At 71.4% G+C, this 13,666-nt stretch carries 8 protein-coding genes and 11 pseudogenes; 2 read left to right on the top strand and 17 right to left on the bottom strand.

The window, feature by feature from the left end:
- The first annotated feature begins 212 nt into the window (after nt 1-212).
- Nucleotides 213-575: an NUDIX domain-containing protein gene (locus UK94_RS44930; protein ID WP_235487149.1), complete on the top strand. Its 363-nt coding sequence runs from the start codon at nt 213-215 to the stop codon at nt 573-575.
- Here UK94_RS44930 and UK94_RS73170 read toward each other — a convergent pair.
- The 17 genes and pseudogenes from UK94_RS73170 to UK94_RS08780 all read right to left on the bottom strand — a co-directional run bounded on the left by UK94_RS73170 (nt 538) and on the right by UK94_RS08780 (nt 12,443).
- On the bottom strand, nt 538-2,199 hold the full coding sequence (locus UK94_RS73170) for a serine/threonine-protein kinase (RefSeq protein WP_268761252.1): 1,662 nt from the start codon (nt 2,197-2,199) through the stop codon (nt 538-540). The genes UK94_RS44930 and UK94_RS73170 overlap by 38 nt on opposite strands.
- A 1,154-nt stretch (nt 2,200-3,353) precedes the next feature.
- The gene (locus tag UK94_RS08745; RefSeq protein ID WP_231861367.1) at nt 3,354-3,860 is read right to left on the bottom strand and encodes a flavin reductase family protein; all 507 of its coding nucleotides are present in this window, start codon (nt 3,858-3,860) and stop codon (nt 3,354-3,356) included.
- A 24-nt stretch (nt 3,861-3,884) separates the two neighbouring features.
- On the bottom strand, nt 3,885-5,090 hold a 1,206-nt coding region (locus UK94_RS08750), incomplete at its 5' end, for an NtaA/DmoA family FMN-dependent monooxygenase (protein ID WP_235487094.1).
- Between the two features lie 15 nt (nt 5,091-5,105).
- Nucleotides 5,106-5,174: pseudogene (locus UK94_RS73175) on the bottom strand (hypothetical protein); the annotation flags it as partial.
- Nucleotides 5,175-5,270: 96 nt separating this feature from the next.
- Nucleotides 5,271-6,190, bottom strand: a pseudogene (locus UK94_RS08755) (NtaA/DmoA family FMN-dependent monooxygenase); the annotation flags it as partial.
- A gap of 1 nt (nt 6,191) precedes the next feature.
- Nucleotides 6,192-6,571, bottom strand: a pseudogene (locus tag UK94_RS44940) (LLM class flavin-dependent oxidoreductase); the annotation flags it as partial.
- A gap of 236 nt (nt 6,572-6,807) precedes the next feature.
- Nucleotides 6,808-6,990 (bottom strand): annotated as a pseudogene (locus UK94_RS44945) (ABC transporter substrate-binding protein); the annotation flags it as partial.
- Nucleotides 6,991-6,995: 5 nt separating this feature from the next.
- A pseudogene (locus tag UK94_RS44950) lies at nt 6,996-7,169 on the bottom strand (ABC transporter substrate-binding protein); the annotation flags it as partial.
- Between the two features lies 1 nt (nt 7,170).
- Nucleotides 7,171-7,728, bottom strand: a pseudogene (locus tag UK94_RS44955) (ABC transporter substrate-binding protein); the annotation flags it as partial.
- Nucleotide 7,729: 1 nt separating this feature from the next.
- Nucleotides 7,730-7,818 (bottom strand): annotated as a pseudogene (locus UK94_RS44960) (hypothetical protein); the annotation flags it as partial.
- An 18-nt stretch (nt 7,819-7,836) separates the two neighbouring features.
- Nucleotides 7,837-7,944 (bottom strand): annotated as a pseudogene (locus tag UK94_RS44970) (hypothetical protein); the annotation flags it as partial.
- A 1-nt stretch (nt 7,945) separates the two neighbouring features.
- A pseudogene (locus UK94_RS44975) lies at nt 7,946-8,148 on the bottom strand (ABC transporter substrate-binding protein); the annotation flags it as partial.
- A gap of 494 nt (nt 8,149-8,642) precedes the next feature.
- Nucleotides 8,643-8,801: pseudogene (locus UK94_RS44980) on the bottom strand (ABC transporter permease); the annotation flags it as partial.
- Between the two features lies 1 nt (nt 8,802).
- Nucleotides 8,803-9,590 (bottom strand): annotated as a pseudogene (locus UK94_RS75905) (ABC transporter permease); the annotation flags it as partial.
- Nucleotides 9,587-10,630, bottom strand: coding sequence for an ABC transporter permease (locus tag UK94_RS08770; protein WP_055749404.1), 1,044 nt, complete (start codon nt 10,628-10,630; stop codon nt 9,587-9,589). The gene UK94_RS08770 and the pseudogene UK94_RS75905, both read right to left, overlap by 4 nt.
- Nucleotides 10,630-11,427, bottom strand: a complete 798-nt coding sequence (locus UK94_RS08775; RefSeq protein WP_011607230.1) for an ABC transporter ATP-binding protein — start codon at nt 11,425-11,427, stop codon at nt 10,630-10,632. The genes UK94_RS08770 and UK94_RS08775 overlap by 1 nt, the downstream gene beginning before the upstream one ends.
- A complete protein-coding gene (locus UK94_RS08780; RefSeq protein WP_235487096.1) occupies nt 11,427-12,443 on the bottom strand; it encodes an ABC transporter ATP-binding protein in 1,017 nt (338 codons plus the stop codon). Before UK94_RS08780 ends, UK94_RS08775 begins: the two co-directional genes overlap by 1 nt.
- Before the next feature lie 466 nt (nt 12,444-12,909).
- Between UK94_RS08780 and UK94_RS08785 the strand changes: the two genes are divergently transcribed.
- Nucleotides 12,910-13,515: a TetR/AcrR family transcriptional regulator gene (locus UK94_RS08785; RefSeq protein ID WP_041939841.1), complete on the top strand. Its 606-nt coding sequence runs from the start codon at nt 12,910-12,912 to the stop codon at nt 13,513-13,515.
- Nucleotides 13,516-13,666: the final 151 nt, after the last annotated feature.

The following is a 13,666-nucleotide window of genomic DNA, read 5'->3' on the forward strand; positions in this document are numbered from 1 at the left end:
CTGTACGTTCTCTGAGCGTGGCGGTCACCAACAACGCGGTGATCGGTGTGGCCCTCGGCTACATCGAGGCGAACCCGGACGAGATGGACCTCATACGGTCCTTGGTCGTGCTGGCCCTGCACGGGCCTGCCATCACGGCACGTAGCACGACGCCGGCTCACGTCACCTGCCGCGCCGCGATCGTTTCCCCCGACTGGCGGGTTCTCGAGATCATGGATTCGGCCACGTCCGCCTGGCATCTGCCGGGCGGCCACGTGGACGCGGGTGACTCCTCCCTGCTCGGCGCGGCGCTCGGGCTCGCCGCCCGCCGTGCCGGAGTGGAGACGAACATGGTCATCCCCGGCGGAATCATCCCCTTCGACGTCGAGGCGAGGATCGTCGAGGCCGCGCCGACGCGCGGGGAACCCGAACACGTCCACTACGACATGACCTACCTGTTCCACGTCGAGGACCGCAGCCTCGCCGTGCCCGACTCCGTCAGCACCCGCGTCCGCTGGGTCGAGCCCGGTCAGGTCGCGGGCCGGCTCGGCACGAAGCTCACGAAGGCGTCCCGCCACTCCCGCCTGGTGACCTGATCCCGGATCGCGGGGTCGGGTGCCCCGCCGACCGGGTTGGATCCAAACCTCGCAGGTACAGCGCGAACGCCGCCGCGAAGCAGCAGGCCAGGGCGAGCTCCGACGCCGCGGCCGCCCGCGGGCTGCCGGCCCACAGCCCGCGGGCGAGGAGCAGTCCGAACACACCGCCGGCGACGCCGCCGACGGCGACGGTTACGGGCACGAACCAGGCGGGTACGCCGACCGGCGGGCGCGGGGCCCCCGCACCCGCCGCACCCGCCGCACCCGCCGGGGCGACCGGGGCGACCGGGCCGGCACGGCGACCGGCCCGGACGAGGGCCAGCACTCCCGCCGCGGCGGCCACCAGTCCGGCGCAGACCGGGCCGGTGACGTCGCCCGCGGCGTACCCCCCTGCCGTGAGCGCGAGGCCCAACAGGCAGAACGCCGCTGCGACCACCGCTGCCACCACCGCGCCGGCGCCGCGGGGACCGATCGGCGCCGGCTCGCGGTGGTTCGGGTGCTCTGGGCGGCTCGGCTGGCTCGGCGTCGTGATCAGGCCCGAGTCCCCGATCCTCGAGTCCCCGAGTTCCGAGTCCCCGAGTTCCGAGTCGCCGAGTTCCGAGTCGCCGATCCGTGAGTTATGCACTCCCGAGCCGCCGGGGCCCCGGTAAACCACTCCCGAGTCGCCGCTTCCCGAGCGGGCGGTCCCGGCGTGCGGGCCGTCGATCCAGCCGTCCGTACCGGCGATGGCCGGACCGGGGACGGCCTGGCTGATCAGCGGGAGCGCCTGCGCGGGCCAGGGGCGGGCGGCCGGGCGAGTCACCGGGACACCCAGGCCCTGGAGCTCGGCGGCCACCCGGGATGCGGTCGGCCGGTCTTCCGGCTTCTTCGCGAGCGCCCAGCCGACCAGGTCGGCGAGGTCGCCGGGCAGGTTCGTCAGGACCGGCGGGGAGCCCGCGACGGCGGCGTAGGCGTCGCGCGGCGCCACGTTGGGAAACGGCGGCGTCCCGGCGGCGGCGTAGGCCACGCAGCATCCCCAGGCGAAGACGTCGCAGGCCCGGGTGACGACGCCCGCGAAGCGTTCCGGCGCCATGAAGGCCGGGACGCCGATCGGCGGGCCCTTGGTGATGAGGCTTTCGTCGTCGGCCTGGATGCGGGCCAGGCCGAAGTCGATGACCTTGATGCCGTTCGGCAGGCAGATGACGTTCGCCGGGTGCAGGTCCCGGTGGACGATGCCGTGCGCGTGGATGTCGGCCACCGCCTCGGCGAGCTCGGCGGCGAGGGCCAGCAGGAAGCGGTGGGAAAAGACGCCGGTCTCGGACACGACCTGGCTCAGGTTGGCGCCCTGGACGTACTCGAGGGCGACCCAGGGCGGGCGGCCGTGCACGTCGGCGTCGAGGAAGCGGACCACCCGCTCGCTCGTCAGCGTCCGGTGGGTCGCCACCTCAGCGACGAAGCGCTCGTGCGAGTGCGGGATCTGGTTGGCACGGCCGGGGCTGCCCGGGATCTTCAGCGCGACCCGCCGACCGACGGAGTCGCGCGCCAGGTAGACGACGCCCATGCCGCCGGCACCGACGCGCTCCAGCAGCGTGTAGGGCCCGACCCGGCGGGGGTCGTCGTCGCGGAGAGGGTCGTGCTGCGCCATCGGAGACCTCCGGGAGCCACGCCGGTCCAGCCATCGGCCCAGAAGTCTCGCAGGCCGCGTCCGACCGGCCCACCCCATAGTTATCCAGAGGCTTGGGTGTCCGATTTATCCCTCTGGATAAGCGGGCGGGCAGCGGGCGGGCAGCGGGCGGGCAGCGGGCGGGCAGGCGGGCGGGCGGGCGGCGGGCAGGAGGGCGGGTGCGGAGAGTGGCGGCTACGGGGTGTCGGCGACGAAGCGGAGGTAGCGGTCGGCGGAGCGGCGCACGGCGGCCCGGCCGTCGGCGCGGACCACGGTCTGCCAGAACGCGCCGTAGACGGCGTCGAAGTCGAACGGTTCGAGCAGGTCCAGCGCCCGGCGGACGACGCTGGGCCGCTCCGGGATGTAGTTCGGGTAGCTGTACATGAAGCTCACCCACCGGCGGTCGAGGACCACCTGCAGGATGTCGCCGGAGAACAGCGCCCCCCGCCCGCCCTCGCCCTGCGCCCAGTGCAGGACCGTGCCGCCGGCGAAGTGCACCCCGCCGTTGATCAGGGTCAGCCCGGCGCCGATCGTCAGCGCGTCGCCGGACCACAGCTCGACGGCGCCGTCCGGTCGGCCGAGCCACTCGGCGTCCGCGGCGTGGACGTAGATCGGGGCCCCGCCGAACGCCCGGCTCCAGTCGACCATCGCTCCGTAGAAGTGCGGGTGGCTGACCGCGATGGCGGTGACCCCGCCGAGTTCGGCGACCCGGCCGCCGAGGTCGTCGTCGAGGAAGGGCACGCAGTCCCAGAGGATGTTGCCCGCGTCCGTCTGCACGAGCAGCGCCCGCTGCCCGATGGAGATCTTCGNCTCGGCGCCGACGCCGGTCACCCGCTCGCCCTCCGGGCGCAGCACGCCGTGGTAGCCCTCGGCGCGCAGCCGGGCCAGCGACGTCCAGCGCTGCCCCTCCCACCCGACGTACTGCCGCTCGTCCTCGCAGACCGGGCAGTCGACCCGCTCGGCGCCGTACTGCACCCCGCAGGTCAGGCAGATCGGCAGGTCGAGATCGAGGTCGGGAAGGCGGAACGGCGGCACGGGCACCCCCGGGACGGGTCGGCGGCTGGGGTTCGTGGCTGGGGTTCGTGGGCTGGGGTTCGTGGTGGGGTGGTGGGGTGGTGGGCGGGGTGGCGGCCTGGTCAGTGGGCCACGAGCTGGCGGAACCGGCTGTGGTGGAACACCAACGGTGTCACGTTCGTGTCCGAACTGAGCGCATGGACGCGCAGCAGCGCGATGAGATGGTCGCCGGCCGCGACCTCCCGGACGAGCTCGCACTCCAGCGCCGCCGCCGAGTCCGCGACGAACAGCGCGCCGACGTCGCTGGCCCGCCAGGAGATGCCGGCGAACCGGTCGCCGTCGCGGGCGGAGAGCTGGCGGCAGGCGACGTCGTGGCTCTCGCCGAGGACGCTGACTCCCAACCGGGCCGGGTCCCGCAGCCGCGGCCAGGTCGTCGACGTGTTCGCCACGCACACCGACACCAGCGGCGGGTCGAGCGACACCGAGGTGAACGAGCTCACCGCCATGCCGACCGGCTCACCGTCGACGAGCGCGCAGACCGCCGTCACACCGCTGGGGAAACAGCCGAACGTCGAGCGCAGCAGCTTCGGGTCGGTCGCCGCGTCGACGACGGTCATCGGGGATCCCATCACACCCACGTTCTCCCTTGGAGATCAGAAGTCGAGCAGGTTGTCCCGGAACTGGCGGTGCGCGTAGCCGTCGCGGATCAGTCCCCGGCGCCGCAGGGCGGGCGCCAGCCCATCGGTGATCATGCTGATGCCCTCGCGGTACATCGGTTGCTGGATGAGGAAGCCGTCACCGCCGACCTCGTCCATCACCTCGCCCATCTGCGCGGCGACCGCGTCCGGCGTGCCGACGAGCTCGACGGCGCCCGACGCCGGGTAGGAGGCGAACTCCCGCAGCGTCATCCCGCCGCTCTTCTCGCGCAGGTTCTCGGTGGTGCTGCGGCTGGCGTTGGTCTGCAGCGCCGGCATCGGGGCGTCCAGGTCGAACTTCCCGAAGTCGATGCCGCTGTAGTAGGACATCCAGCCCAGATTGATCTCGACGTTCGCGGCCGCGGCGGCCAGCGCCCGTTGCCGCTTCTCCTCGGCCTCCCGCCGGGTCTCCCCGAGGACGGGGGCGATGTTGAACATCACCTTGCAGGAGTCGGGCTTGCGGCCGTGGGCGCGCGCCTTCGCGACGACGTCGTCGCGGAAGGCCTTCATCGTGTCGATGCCGGTGACGTTCGTCATCACCAGATCGACGTTCTTCGCGGCGAAGTCCCGGCCCCGGCCGGAGCCGCCGGCCTGGGAGAACACCGGGCGACCCTGCGGCGGCGGCAGCGAGTTCAACGGCCCGCGGGAGCGGTAGAACCGTCCGGAGAAGTCGATCGGGCGCACCTTGGCCGTGTCGACGTAGACGCCGCGTTCCCGGTCGATGACGAGGGCGTCGGGGTCCCAGGAGTTCCACAGCGCCTCGACCAGGGCGACCCATTCGTCGCCGGCGTCGTAGCGGGCGTCGTGGTCGGCCTGGGCGTCGGCGCCGTAGTTCTGCGCGGTGCGGTCGTTGTGCGACATGACGAGGTTCGCTCCGCCGCGGCCGTGCGAGATGTGGTCGAGGGTGGCCAGCGTCCGGGCCGCCAGGTACGGCGGGTGGAAGGTGGTCGTCAGGGTCGGCAGAATGCCCACGTGCTCGGTCGCGGTGAGCATGAACGGCGCCATCACGAACAGGTCCTGCTTGGGCGCGTGGAATCCGTTGTGCAGGGCGAAGTCCATGTTTCCGCGGAAGACGTCCGGGATGAAGTGGGCGTCCTCCAGGATGATGCAGTCGAAGCCGGCTCGTTCCACCGCCTTCGCGGTGTCGATGTAGAGCTGGGGATGNAGCCACTCGGTGGNGCCCTCGCCGGACCACATCCCGTTCCAGGACTGGACGCCGCAGCCGGTGAACAGGCCCAGGTGAAACATCGTCGCTCCCCGTTNTCGATCGGGCGTTCTGGAGTGGGCGTTCTGGATCGGGCGTTCTGGGTCGGGCGTTCTGGGTCGGGCGGTCAGAACTCGAGNAGGTTGTCCCGGAAGTGCTCGTGCGTGTACGACTCGCGGATCAGGCCGCGGCGCTTGAGCGCGGGCGCGAGGCCGTCGGCGATCTGGGCGATGGAGTGCCGGTCGACGTCGTTGGAGATGAGGAAGCCGTCGCCGCCGACCTCCTCCATGGCCTCGCCCATCAGCGCGGCGACGGTGTCCGGGGTGCCGACGAGCTCCAGCGACGTGGTCGTCTCGTGGGTGGAGACGAGCTCGCGCAGCGTCTTGCCGTCCTCGCTGTCCTTGGCGTAACGCGTCATCGAGCTCTGGTGGCCGTTGACCTGCCCGCTGAGGTCGGGCAGCGGCTTGTCGAGGTCGAACGTCGAGAAGTCCAGGCCGCTGAAGTAGGACATCACCGCGAGCTGCGTCTCGATCGCCGCCTGCTCGCGCTGGGCGGCGCGCAGGCGCCTGCGCTTCTCCTGCGCCTCGGCGTCGGTCTCGGCGAGCACCGGGCGGATGAGGTAGAGCACCTTGCAGTCCGCGGGCTTGCGGCCGGCCGCGATGAGCCGGGCGGACATGTCCTCCCGGTAGGCCTTCATCGCCGCGACGCCGAGCGGGACGCAGATGACCGTGTCGGCGTTGCGGGCGGCGAACTCGCGCCCGGCCGGGGAGCCGCCGGCCTGGCAGATCACCGGGCGGCCCTGCGGGCCGGGGACGGCGTTCAGCGGGCCGCGGCAGCGGAAGAACTCGCCCTCGAAATCGATGGTGTGCACCTTGCTGCCGTCCGCGAACGTGCCCGTCTCCTCGTCGAAGACGACCGCGCCCGGCTCCCAGGACCCCCACAGCTTCCCGACGAGGTCCATCCACTCGTCGGCCATCCGGTAGCGCAGGTCGTGCTCGAAGTGCTCGGCGTGGCCGAAGTTCTGGGCCGCCCGGTGGCTGGAGGAGGTGACGAGGTTCCCNCCGACCCGGCCGCGGGTGAGGTGGTCGAGGGTGACCAGCATGCGGGCGGCCATGAACGGCGGGTAGAACGACGTCGACATCGTCGGGATGAGGCCGATCCGCGAGGTCGCCTGGCCGAGGATGCCGATGAGCGCGGTCGGGTCGTGCCGCGGGCATTCCATGTTGTACTTCAGGTAGGTGTCCATGCTCCCGCCGAAGGCGTCGGGAATCATCAGACCGTCCTCGAAGATCATGTAGTCGAAGCAGGCCCGTTCGAGGGACCGGGCCATGTCCACATAGAGGTCCGGCATCATCCACTCGCGGGCACCGGCGCCGGACCAGGTGCCTTTCCAGGACTGCACGCTGAAGCCGTGTCCGACGAACCATCCCATGTGGAACATGTCTTCTCCCTTGGAACTTCGAACCTGGAACCCTGTGCCTGGAACTCCCGTGCTGTCCGAAAGCACATCTCAGCCGTGTTTCGGAACGACGGCCGGCCGGTACGGCGGATATTGCGCCGGTGGCAGGCCGGCGCGCCGCTCGTCTTTCGCCTGCGGCGTCGCGAACGCGGGCCGGTCAGCGACGAAATCGCCCGCGCGGCCGGTGGGGGCCGCGCGGGCGATCCGGCTGGTCGTGGCTACTGGCTCTTCGACAGGTGGGCGAAGTCGATCGCTCCCTCGGAGCGGTAGACGTAGCCGTCGACGTTGCTGCGGAAGACGACGTTCGGCTGGTCGAAGGCGATGGGGATCTCAGGCTGGCCGTTCTGCCAGATCTGCTGCGCCTGGTTCCAGTACTTGCCGGCCTCGGGGAGCAGCGGGTCNCCGNCCTGGTTACCCTTCTCGACGGCCGCGTAGTACGCGTCGTCCGACCAGTTGGAGGTGTTGAGCGGCGAGCCCTTCGTCAGCGACAGCAGCAGCTCGTACGGCGGCGACTGGCTGATCGCCTTGTTCAGCGTGAGCTGGATGTCGAACGACTTGTTCTCCTTCTGGTCCGACACGGNGGTCGCCGTCTGCTTGTCGACGGTGAAGGTGAATCCCGCGTCGGCCGCCGCGGACTGGATCTGGACCGCGGCCTGCTCCAGGGCCGGGATGCTGTTCTCGACCAGGATCTTCGCGTTGACGCTCTTCACCCCCGCCTGGGCGAGCAGCGCCTTGGCCTTGGCCGGGTCGTACGCACCCTGCCGCAGCCCGTCCGTGGTGTAGTTCGGGTAGTGCGGGTTGATGAAGCCCTTCATCGGGTCGCCGCGGCCCATGAAGACGTCATCGATGATCTTCTGGTAGGGGATCGCGTAGCTCAGCGCCTGGCGGACGAGCGGATTCGTGAACGGCGCCCTGGTGGTGTTGATGAACGTGTCGAGGTACTCGATGGAGTCGACGTTGAAGGTCTTGAGCTTCGAGTCCTTGGCCATCGACACCACGTCGGACGGGCGGAGCTGGACGGCGATGTCGGCATCGCCGTTCTGGAGCAGGTTGGTGCGGGTGCCGGGGTTCGTCACGACCTTCTGGGTGATGGTCTTGATCGCCGGCTCGCCCTCCCAGTAGTTCGGGTTGGCTTTCAGNACCAGGCTCTGACCGGGGGTGAACTTGTCCAGCGTGTAGGCGCCGAAGCCGTAGTTCCCGTTCTTCGCCGACCACTTGACCGCGTACGGNTCGTCCTTCGTCGCGTNCTCCTTCAGCAGCGTGCTGTCGAAGATGTCGCCGCTGACGTTCGCGAGCAGGGACAGCAGGGTGAAGCCGTCGCCGGGCCGGTCGATGGTGATGCTGACCGTGTGCGCNTCGACCTTCTTGAACTGCTTCGCCGGGTCGTAGATGGCCGGCTTGGAGATGAACGGCGCGACCGACGTCGAGTTCCACTTGCGCTCGTAGGAGTACAGGACGTCGTCGGCGGTCAGCTCGTGGCCGGCGACGCTCTTGACGCCCTCGCGCAGGTGGAAGGTGTAGGTCAGCTTGTCGGGGCTGACGTCGTAGCTCTTCGCCAGCTCGCCCTCNAACTTGAAGAAGTTCTGCATCGGCGAACCGTTCGGCCGGTCGGCCGTGACCGTCGGATTGCGCACGAGCTGCGCCTGGGTGTTGATCTGGAACTCGAAGCCCTCGTAGGTGAACGCCCCCGCGTCGTAGGCGAACGCCGTCGGCAGCGCGGCCACCGCCTCGGTGAGGGAGTCCGTGTTACCGGAGGAACCCGAGGACGAGGAGGACGACGAGCTGGAACTGCCGGCACAGGCGGCCAGCGTGAGGGCCAGCCCGCCGGCGACGGTCGCGCTGGCCGCGCGGGCGAGCCGGCGGTGCCCGCCGGAGTCGGCGACCGCGGCTCCCGGACGGTCACCTCGTGGCGAGGCGAGACGGACACGCATCAGTGCACTCCTGTCAGAGAACGAAGCGAGACGCCGTGCTGGGGGGTCGCCGGCAGAGGGATTCCGGGCGCAGGGAATGCCGGCGGCGGGTTGAGGTGGGACGGGTGGGCGGGCGGCGGCGATTACCGGCCGCGCCGGCCGCCGAGCAGGGTCGACGAGGTGGTGGCGATGATCGCCACGGTGAGGATCAGGGCGAGGGTCGGGAAGGTGGCCGGCCACCAGTTGCCCACCGCCGCGTCGGTCGCCCCGCGGGAGATCATCGAGCCCCACTCGGGCTTCGGNGTGGGCAGGCCGGCGCCGAGGAAGCCCAGCGAGGCGGTCAGGATGATGCTCACCGCGAAGATGACCGACATGTTCTCCAGCGCCGGTCGGCAGGAGTTCGGCAGGACGTGGCGCAGGGTCAGCCGCAGCTCGCTGAGCCCGGCCATCCGGGCGGCGTCGACGTAGGCGTCCGAGCGGACCCGCAGCACCTCGGTGCGCACGAGGCGGGCCTGCAGCGGGGCGAGCACGACGGCCAGGGTCAGGACCAGCGTGGTGACGGAGGCGCCGTAGAAGGCGACGGCGACGAGGCCGAGCAGCATGCCGGGTACCGCCTGGACGAAGTCGACGACCCGCCCGACGATCCGGGCGATCACGCCGCGCGGGCCGCGGGAGGACTCGTTCATGCCGGTCAGCAGGCCGAGCAGCGCGCCGGCCGCGGTCGCCAGCAGCACGACGACGGTGGCCACCCAGACGTTGGTCCGGGTTGCGGCCAGCGTCTGGGAGAACACGTCGAGACCGGAGGTGTCCGTGCCGAACAGGTGGTCCCCGCTCGGCGGCGCCGACGTCGGGCCGCTGACCCGCTCGGGGTTGTGCGGCGCCACCCACGGGCCGATGATCGCAATGATGACCAGCACGGCCAGCGGCAGCAGCCGCAGTACGACAGGCAGCCAGCGCCGCAGGCCGCCGCCGACGGAGCTCGGGGCGGCCGGGGTGCTCTCGGTCGCCGGCGCGCCGGGGGCGCCGGGGGCGCCGGCGGGTAGGGGGCCGAGCGCTGCCGGGGCGACGCCCACGGTCGGTGTGGTGGTCACGATCCCTCCGTCCGGACCCCGGGCCGCCGCCGCGGGTCGAGGCTCATGTTCACGAGGTCGACGATGAGGAAGACCACCAGCGACACGGCGGCGACGATCACCAGGAAGCCCTGCATGGCCGGGATGTCACCGCTGCTCACGGCGTCGCCGAGGTAGCCGCCGATCCCGGTGAACCCGAAGATCGACTCGACGATGACGGCGCCGCCCAGCGCGTAGCCGAACAGCGTCCCCGAGGTCGTGACCGCCGGCGGCAGCGCGCGGCGGAACAGGCTCGCCCGCACCATCGCCCGGGAGGCGCCCGAGGCGATGCGGAACCGCGTCGGCGGGGCGTCGACGGCCTCCTCCAACCCGGCGATCAGCATCTTCACCAGAACCCCGGCCTGGCTGATCACCAGCGTGCCGACCGGGAGCACCAGGTGGCCCGCCATCGACCACGTCGCGTCGAGGTGGCCGGTCAGGAGAGTGTCGAGGAACGGCAGCCCGGTGACCTTCGGGACGTCGTCGACGCCGGAGCCCAGCCGGCCCAGCGGCGCGGGTGCCCAGTGCAGGGTCGCGTAGAACACGAACACCGCGGCGACGCCGATGGCGAAGTCGGGCAGGCCGCCGGCGACCCGGGCGTAGCCCCGCACCACGTAGGACAGCGGGTTGCGGGGCCGCACGACCGCCAGGTAGGACAGGCCGACCGCCAGCAGGATCGAGAAGAACAGGCTCATCAGCGCGAGCTCGATCGTCGCCGGCAGCCGGTCGCTGAACTCGTGGGCCACCGGCCGACCCGTCATGATCGAGTTGCCGAGGTCGAGCTGGACGGTGTGCCCCAGGTAGCGCAGGAGCTGGTGAAGCAGGCTGCCGTCGAGGCCGAGCTGTTTCTGGATCGCGGCGTAGTTTGCCCTGTCGGCCTGGCCGCCGGTCAGCACCGCCACCGGATCGCCGGGGATGCTCTGCACGAGCAGGAACGACACGGCCGCGAAGACGAGCAGCTGGAACGGCAGCGCGATGATCCTGCCCAGCCACCACCGGTGCCGGCGCAGTATCTCCCTCATCAGGCTGGCCCTTCCTGTGCGGCCGGGCCGCGGAAGGCGGCCAGCAGGCTGCGGGTGTAGTCGTGGCGGGGGGAGTTCAGGACCGTGCTCGTCGGCCCGTCCTCGACGATCTGCCCGCCGCGCATCACGACCAGGCGCTCGCAGACGAACGCCGTCGCCGGCAGGCCGTGCGAGACGAACACCAGGGCGGCGTCGCGTTCGACGCAGTAGCGCTTGAGGAAGTTCAGGATCGACCCCTGCACGGAGACGTCGAGGGCGGAGACGACCTCGTCGCAGACGAGCAGGTTCGGCTCGACGACCAGGGCGCGGGCGATCGCGAAGCGCTGGCGCTGCCCGCCGGAGACCTCGCCGGGATGGCGGTCCGCCAGCGCCGGGGACAGCCCGAGCATCGACACCGTGGCGTCGACCCGCGCGTCGGCGGCCCGCCGGTCGAGCCCGGCCAGGCGCTGCGCGGGAGTGCGGATCGAGTCCCGCAGGGTGCGCAGCGGGTCGAACGACGACGTGGTGTCCTGGGCGACGAACTGCACCTCGCGGCGCAGCTCCAGCCGGGAGGCGCGCAGCTTGAGCAGGCTGCGCAGCGGCGCGCCGTTGAAGCTGATCGAGCCCGCCGACGGCGCGTCCAGGCCGACCATCATCCGGGCCAGCGTGGACTTGCCGGAACCGGACTCGCCGACGACGCCGATCCGCGAGCCCGGCGTCACCTCCAGGGTCACCGCGTCGACGGCCACGTGCCGGCGGTGCTGCGGGCCGAACGACTTCGACACCCCGTCCACGGTCATCTGGGCGAACCGGTCCATCAGTCCTGGCCCTCCGTCCGTGCGCTGGGCACCTCGGCGGGCGCCGCGGGTCGGGTCTCGGCGGCGACGGAGGCGAGCGTCGGCAGCTCGTCGAGCTCGGCGGACTCCAGCGTGGGCACGCAGCGCAGCAGCGCGACCGTGTACGGGTGGGTGGCCGTGTCGACGAGGCGCGCCGACGAGCGCTGTTCGACGATCCGCCCGCCGTACATGACGAACGTGCGGTCGGTGTACTCCTGCGCGAGCAGGATGTCGTGGCTGATCACGAGCACGCTGGTCCCGCTCTCCCGGGTCAGCGCGAGCATGGTCTCCATCGCCTCCCGGGCCAGGGAGGCGTCCAGGGCGCTGGTCGGCTCGTCGGCGATGAGCAGCTTCGGGCCGCCGCACAGCGCGATCGCGATCATCGCGCGCTGCCGCATGCCGCCGGAGAGCTCGTACGGCCGGGCCCGCAGGACCCGCTCGGTGTCGCGCAGGCCCACCTTGTCCAGCCAGTAGCGGGCCCGGTCGCGCACCTCGGCCCGCTTCGGTCGCCCGCCACCGCCACCGCCACCGCCACCGCCACCGCCACCGCCGCCACCGCCACCGCCACCGGTCCGGGCCGCGGCTCGGATCACCGCCCGCAGCTGGCCGCCGATCGGCCACACCGGGTCCAGCGTCGTCATCGCGTCCTGGAAGATCATCGACAGGCCGGGAGTCCGTTCGGGCAGCCGCGAGCGGGCCACCCGGGACAGCGCGGCGCCGTCGAAGTCCAGCCGGGAGTGCTCGATGCGCACGTTGTCCTGGGTGAGGAAGCCCGCGAGCGCGAGGCCCAACGTGGTCTTCCCGGACCCGGACTCGCCGACGAGCGCCACCCGTTCGCCGTGGCCGAGGGTGAAGCTGACGTCGTCCACGGCGGTGACGTCGCCGTGCGACGTACCGTAACGGACCGTCATGCCCTCGACGGTGAGGATGGGTCTGCCGGTCAGGCCGGAGACCGCGCTGCGAGGCTCCGCCTCGTCGATCACAATGCCAGTGGTCAATGCCCACCGCCCCAGGTCGTCCGCGTGACGGCGGGTTTGCGCCACCGGTCACCGTGGGGACAACAGTCGCGGCTGTGTGTTTCTCGACGTCGCGAGGCGGGTAACCCGCGCATTGCGCCGATGATCGTGATGGGGAAGTCGCTGCGGCGTAGGCAGAAACGTCTGGTTACGCCGTTGCGACGATTTCCGCCGGCGACGCGCTGATCGGTTCGCTGGTCGGTCCGCTGATCAACCTGCTGGTTGGTCCGCCGATCGGTTTGCTGATCGATCGGCGCAGGCCCGGCGGTCGAGCTGCGGGCCTGGGGGGCGGCCCGGTCGGCTGGTCCGGTCGCGGCCCGGCGCCGGCCGGTTTCTTTCGCGTTCCTTACATCTTCACCCGGTACGTCGTTTCGATGGCGCTTTCTGGGGGTGGCTGAAGCGACCGCGCGCCGACAATGAGATGTCGGCGCCGAGTCACGAGGAACCCATGAACCCACCCAGCAGGAACGTCGAACGGGGTGCCGCGACCCGGGAGCACCTGCTCGGCGTCGCCACCCGGCTGTTCGCCGAGCGGGGCTACGAGGGCACCTCGATCGACGCCGTACTCACCGAGACCGGCGTGAGCCGCGGTTCGCTTTACCACCACTTCAAGGGCAAGGACGCGCTGTTCGACGCGGTGCTGGAGGCGGTCGAGCTGGACGTGGGCCGGCGGCTGGTGGCCGCGGTCGGCACCGACAGCTCCCGTGACCCCGCCACGGCACTGCGCCTGGGCTGCATGGCCTGGATCGGCATCGCGGGCGACCCCGTCGTCCAGCGGATCCTGCTCATCGACGCGCCGGGGGTCCTCGGCTGGGCGCGGTGGCGGGAACTCGACGAACGGCACGCCTTCGGCAAGATCAAGCAGACGGTCGCCGAACTCGCCCGGGACGGCGTGTTCGACGCCTCGATGGCCGACCTGTTCGCCCACGTGCTGCTCGCCTCGATGAACGAGATCGCCCTGCTCGTCGCCCGCGCCGACAACCAGCGCGCCGCGATCCGCCACGCCCGCGCCGCCGTCGACGAACTCCTCCGCCGCCTCCTGCGCCCCACCTGACCACCCCGGCCCCGCGCCGCGCCCCCTCCAGGGATGATCAGTGACCCCATGGTAGAGGTGCAGGTCGTGAGGGGGGAAATGGGGTGATTGAGGGCGATCTTGCAGCGGTCCGGCGGTGATGCAAGTGTGCAGGTCAGGGTGTTGATCCGGA

The organism is Frankia sp. AvcI1 (assembly GCF_001420875.1).
GTDB classification, from domain to species: domain Bacteria; phylum Actinomycetota; class Actinomycetes; order Frankiales; family Frankiaceae; genus Frankia; species Frankia alni.

Excerpts from the sequence above, each read along its gene's own strand:
- UK94_RS08770 (WP_055749404.1), bottom strand. The coding sequence starts at position 10,630 with ATGAGGGAGATACTGCGCCGGCACCGGTGGTGGCTGGGCAGGATCATC.
- UK94_RS08785 (WP_041939841.1), top strand. The coding sequence starts at position 12,910 with ATGAACCCACCCAGCAGGAACGTCGAACGGGGTGCCGCGACCCGGGAG.
- UK94_RS08775 (WP_011607230.1), bottom strand. The coding sequence starts at position 11,427 with ATGGACCGGTTCGCCCAGATGACCGTGGACGGGGTGTCGAAGTCGTTC.
- UK94_RS73170 (WP_268761252.1), bottom strand. The coding sequence starts at position 2,199 with ATGGCGCAGCACGACCCTCTCCGCGACGACGACCCCCGCCGGGTCGGG.
- UK94_RS44930 (WP_235487149.1), top strand. The coding sequence starts at position 213 with ATGGATTCGGCCACGTCCGCCTGGCATCTGCCGGGCGGCCACGTGGAC.
- UK94_RS08745 (WP_231861367.1), bottom strand. The coding sequence starts at position 3,860 with ATGGGATCCCCGATGACCGTCGTCGACGCGGCGACCGACCCGAAGCTG.